This window comes from Dietzia sp. Cai40 (genome assembly GCF_014145165.1).
Classification (GTDB): domain Bacteria; phylum Actinomycetota; class Actinomycetes; order Mycobacteriales; family Mycobacteriaceae; genus Dietzia; species Dietzia natronolimnaea.
The window spans coordinates 1-4,312 of sequence record NZ_JAALEB010000092.1 but is presented as its reverse complement, the minus strand read 5'-3'; the positions used below and the strand labels follow the sequence as shown (position 1 = coordinate 4,312).

Here is a 4,312-nt window from a genome sequence, read left to right as displayed (position 1 = left end):
GACTTCGTCCAGTCGCTCGCCCGCGGCCTCGCCGTCATCACCGCATTCGACGCCGACCACCCCCGACAGACCCTCAGCGAGGTCGCCCGGACCACCGGACTCACCCGCGCGACCGCGCGCCGGTTCCTCCACACACTCGTCGAGCTCGGCTACGTGGACACCGCCGGGTCGGCCTTCTGGCTCACCCCCCGCGTGCTCGACCTGGGTTATAGCTACCTCTCGGCCATGCCGCTGACGGATCTGGCCCAGCCGCACCTCGAACGGCTCAGCGCACGGCTCGACGAGTCGTCGTCGATCGCCGTCCTCGACGGGCACGACATCGTCTATGTCGGACGTGTCCAGGTCCGCCGGATCATGAACATCGGGATCACCATCGGCACCCGGTTCCCCGCCTTCGCCACCTCGATGGGCAGGGTCCTGCTCGCGGCCCTGCCCGCGGAGGAGCTGGAAGCCCATCTGGCGGCAACCGATCTGCGCGTCCGCACCCCGCACGGGATCGCGGACCCGGACGGATTGCGCGCCGAACTCGCGGCGGTCGCCGACCGCGGGTGGGCGCTCGTGGACCAGGAGCTCGAACCGGGCCTGAGATCTCTGGCCGCCCCGGTGCGCGACCGTCACGGGCGGGTCGTGGCCGCGCTCAACGTCTCCACACACGCCGCCCGGTATTCGATCGACCAGCTCCGCCACGAGCTCGTCCCCGTGGTCGTGGACGCGGCCCGGGCACTGTCCGCGGACCTGTCGACCGTCACTCGTTGACCTGTTCCCACTGAGACCCCTCCCCACACTCACCACCTCGGCTACCACCAGGAGAACCCATGCGCGACGTCGTCATCTGCCAACCCCTCCGCACGCCGGTCGGCCGCTTCGGCGGCGTGTTCCGCGATCTGGACGCGAACACGCTGGCCACCTCGCTGCTCACCGCGCTCGTCGAGCGCACCGGCCTGACCGGGGCGGACGTCGACGACGTGATCCTGGGCCAGGGCTCGCCCGGCGGCGAGGGTCCCGCCATCGGCCGGATCGCCGCCCTCGACTCCCCGCTCGGCATCGACGTGCCCGGGATGCAACTGGACAGGCGCTGTGGCTCCGGACTCCAGGCGGTGATCACCGGCGCGCTGCAGGTGGCCTCCGGCGGAGTGGACCTCGTGGTCGCCGGAGGAGTCGAATCGATGAGCCAGGTGGAGTTCTACGCCACGCCCTCGCCCCGCTGGGGCATCACAGGCGACGGCGTCTCGCTGATCGACCGCCTCGGCCGCGCCCGCACGACGGTCAGTGGCCGCTCCCACGTGATCGACGGCGGGATGATCGAGACCGCCGAGAACCTCCGCCGCGAGTACGGCATCACCCGCGAGGAGCAGGACCGGCTGGCAGTGCAGTCCCACCAGCGTGCGGTGGCCGCCCAGGAGTCCGGGGTGTTCGCCGAGGAGATCGTCCCGGTCGCCGTGCCGCAGCGCAGGGGCGGGGACCTCGTCGTCGACACCGACGAACACCCCCGCGCCGACACCACGGTCGAGGCACTATCGGGCCTCCGGGCGATCATGGGCCGGACCGATCCCGAGGCCACCGTCACCGCTGGCAATGCCTCGGGCCAGAACGACGGCGCCGCGATGTGTGTGGTCACCACGGTGGACCGGGCCGCCTCGCTCGGCCTGACCCCGCTCGTCCGCCTGGCGTCCTGGGCCGTGGCAGGTGTCGCCCCGGAGACGATGGGGATCGGCCCGGTCCCCGCCACCGCCAGGGCGCTCGACCGGCTCGGCTTGACGCTGGCGGACATCGACGTGATCGAGCTCAACGAGGCCTTTGCCGCCCAGGCGCTGTCCGTCATGCGGGAGTGGGACATCGACCCCGCCTCGGAGCGCCTCAACCCCCACGGCTCCGGGATCTCCCTCGGCCACCCCGTCGGCGCGACCGGCGCCCGGATGCTCGCCACCCTCTCGCACGAGATGGTCCGGCGCGACGCCCAGTGGGGCCTGGAGACCATGTGTATCGGCGGCGGCCAGGGTCTTGCCGCCGTCTTCGAGCGCGTCTGACCGGCCCCTTGTCCATCGTCAAGAGCGTTCCGCACACATCGCTCGAGTGGATGTGTGCGGAACGCTCTTGACGATGATCTTGACGTGGAGGGGTCGGCCGCAGACCCGTCCGAACCCGGTCGGCCGGGACGTCAGTCGTCGATGCGCGACGGGTGCCTCGTCAGCGCCATGACCTCGATATCCATGTACGGGAACAGCGGCAGGCCCGAGAGCAGCTCGTGCAGCTCGTCGCCGGATTCGACGTCGAAGATGCTGATGTTGGAGTACTGGCCGACGATGCGCCAGAGCTCCCGCCACGTCCCGGAGCGCTGCAGCTCCTGGCTGTAGGCCTTCTCGCGGGCGACGGTGTCCTCGCGTACCTGCGGATCCAGGTCACGGGGGATCTTGACGTCCATGCGGACGTGGAACAGTGCCATCTCGGTAGTCTCCTCTACTTCTCAGTGGCCGGCGGGCCGGCGGGTCAGTGGTGTCGGCGGGCTGGCGGGTCAGTGCGGTCAGCGACGGGTGAACTTCTCGACGGCGTCGTGGTCGATCTCCACGCCCAGGCCCGGACCGTCCGGGAGATGGACCCGGCCGGCCTCGTACCTGATCGGCGTGCTCACGTACGTCTCGGCCAACAGCAGCGGGCCGAACAGTTCGGAGCCGTGGTTGAACCCGGGTTCGGCGCACGCGAGGTGCAGCGACGCCATGGTTCCGATGGGCCCCTCCAGCGAGGTCGCTGCGTGGCAGGCCACCCCTGCCGCGCGCGCGATCGCCACGACCTCCTTGCTCCGGGTCAGTCCGCCGAGCTTGGTGGTCTTGACGGCGATGACCCCGGCGGCGTCGCGGCGCACCACCTCGAGAGCATCGTGCGGGGACTGGACTGATTCGTCGGCCATGATCTGGACGGGCAGCGCGCGGTTGAGCTCGGCGAGCACCTCGATCTGCTCGGTCGGGGTCGGTTGCTCGATCAGTTCGATGCCCGCCTCGACCAACGCCGGGAGGTGCACGTTGGCGGTGAACCGGTCCCACCGGGCGTTGATGTCCACCCGCAGGCCGGCCCGGCCGTCGAGGCGCGCGGCGAGCGCGGCGATACGCGCGACGTCCTCGGCCGGGTCCAGGGCCCCCATCTTGAGCTTGAAGGTGCGGTGGCGGTCGGCGGCGAGCAGCTCGTCGATCTCCTCGACCATCTCCTCGAGCGGCATGGCACCCAGCGCCCACGTGCACTCGATGGAGTCGCGGACGGCGCCCCCGAGGAGGGACCGCACCGGCACCTCGAGAGTGCGCGCCCACGCGTCGAACATCGCGATCTCGAGTGCGGCCTTGGCGAAGCGCCCCCGGGCCACCACACCCTCCATCGCCTCGAGGACCGCCGGCACCTCGTCCACGCGTCGACCCACGGCAACGGGGGCGAGGTACTTCTCCACGAGAACCTGCATCGTCTCGGCGGACTCCCCGCCCCACCAGGGGCCACCCGGGGTCACGCCCTCGCCGTAGCCGACGACGCCGTCAGCCGTGGTCACCGACACCAGGAGGATGGACTGCTCGGTCGCGGTGGTGGTGGCGAACCTGTGGGGGCGGATGAGCGGAACGTCGAGGATGCGTGTCTCGACGGATCGGATGGTCATGTCGGTCATGTCGGTCATGTTCGGTCCTCGACGTGATGTGGGCTGGGTGGGATCACCGGCGCCCCGGCCGCTCGTGGCGACCGGGGCGGGCGACGACGATTCCGGGACAGGAGGTGATCAGGCGACGTAGCGGGCCTCGGAGACCGGATCGAGCACGAAGTCATAGGTGACCTCGTCCGTACCGTCGGCACCCGGCCGGGGATTCAGGATGAGCTCGGGCTTGACTGCTCCGGCGACGTCGTCCTCGACGTACTCGCCACCCTGGAAGTACAGCTGGGTGGTGATGAGCCGCTTGCCCGGGGCCGTCACCTTGAGGTGCAGGTGTGCCGGACGCCACGGGTGGCCGTCGTAGCTGGCGATGAACTCGCCGGTCGGGCCGTCGTGCGGGATCTGGTACGGCGCGGGCTGGATCGTGGTGATCTCGAAGCCCCCCTCGGCGTCGGTGGAGAAGGTGCCGCGCAGGTTCCACTCCGGGATACCCAGGCCGTCGTCGAACTGAGAGTAGTAGCCATCGGAGTCGGCGTGCCAGAGCTCGACTGTCGCGCCCTCGATGCCGGCGCCGTCCAGGTCACGGACCTGGCCCTTGAACACCAGAAGAGTGCCCTTCTCGTCCTTGCGCATCGGCATGGTGCCCTTGGCGCCGAGGTTCGGGGCGTCCGGCACGTAGTACGGGCCCTC

4 protein-coding genes and 1 pseudogene are annotated in these 4,312 nt (G+C 70.4%); 2 read left to right on the top strand and 3 right to left on the bottom strand.

Annotation, left to right across the window (positions count from 1 at the left end; genetic code table 11):
* Positions 1-756 (top strand): IclR family transcriptional regulator C-terminal domain-containing protein (locus G6022_RS04545; protein ID WP_182691063.1); only part of this gene is annotated, 756 nt, incomplete at its 5' end.
* Positions 757-815: 59 nt separating this feature from the next.
* Positions 816-2,027, top strand: coding sequence for an acetyl-CoA C-acetyltransferase (locus tag G6022_RS04540; RefSeq protein ID WP_182640233.1), 1,212 nt, complete (start codon positions 816-818; stop codon positions 2,025-2,027).
* A 131-nt stretch (positions 2,028-2,158) separates the two neighbouring features.
* Here G6022_RS04540 and catC read toward each other — a convergent pair whose 3' ends face one another.
* The 3 genes and pseudogenes from catC to G6022_RS04525 form a co-directional block, all read right to left on the bottom strand.
* Complete coding sequence (gene catC, locus G6022_RS04535; RefSeq protein WP_179524922.1) at positions 2,159-2,443, bottom strand: muconolactone Delta-isomerase; 285 nt, start codon at positions 2,441-2,443, stop codon at positions 2,159-2,161.
* A 78-nt stretch (positions 2,444-2,521) separates the two neighbouring features.
* Entirely contained in the window at positions 2,522-3,643 is a 1,122-nt protein-coding gene (locus tag G6022_RS04530; protein ID WP_179526202.1) for a muconate/chloromuconate family cycloisomerase, read from the bottom strand.
* A 108-nt stretch (positions 3,644-3,751) separates the two neighbouring features.
* Positions 3,752-4,312: pseudogene (locus G6022_RS04525) on the bottom strand (catechol 1,2-dioxygenase); the annotation flags it as partial.

What these genes read in the sequence shown, in the direction of transcription:
- G6022_RS04540 (WP_182640233.1), top strand. Translation starts at nt 816, where the DNA reads ATGCGCGACGTCGTCATCTGCCAACCCCTCCGCACGCCGGTCGGCCGC.
- catC (WP_179524922.1), bottom strand. Translation starts at nt 2,443, where the DNA reads ATGGCACTGTTCCACGTCCGCATGGACGTCAAGATCCCCCGTGACCTG.
- G6022_RS04530 (WP_179526202.1), bottom strand. Translation starts at nt 3,643, where the DNA reads ATGACCGACATGACCATCCGATCCGTCGAGACACGCATCCTCGACGTT.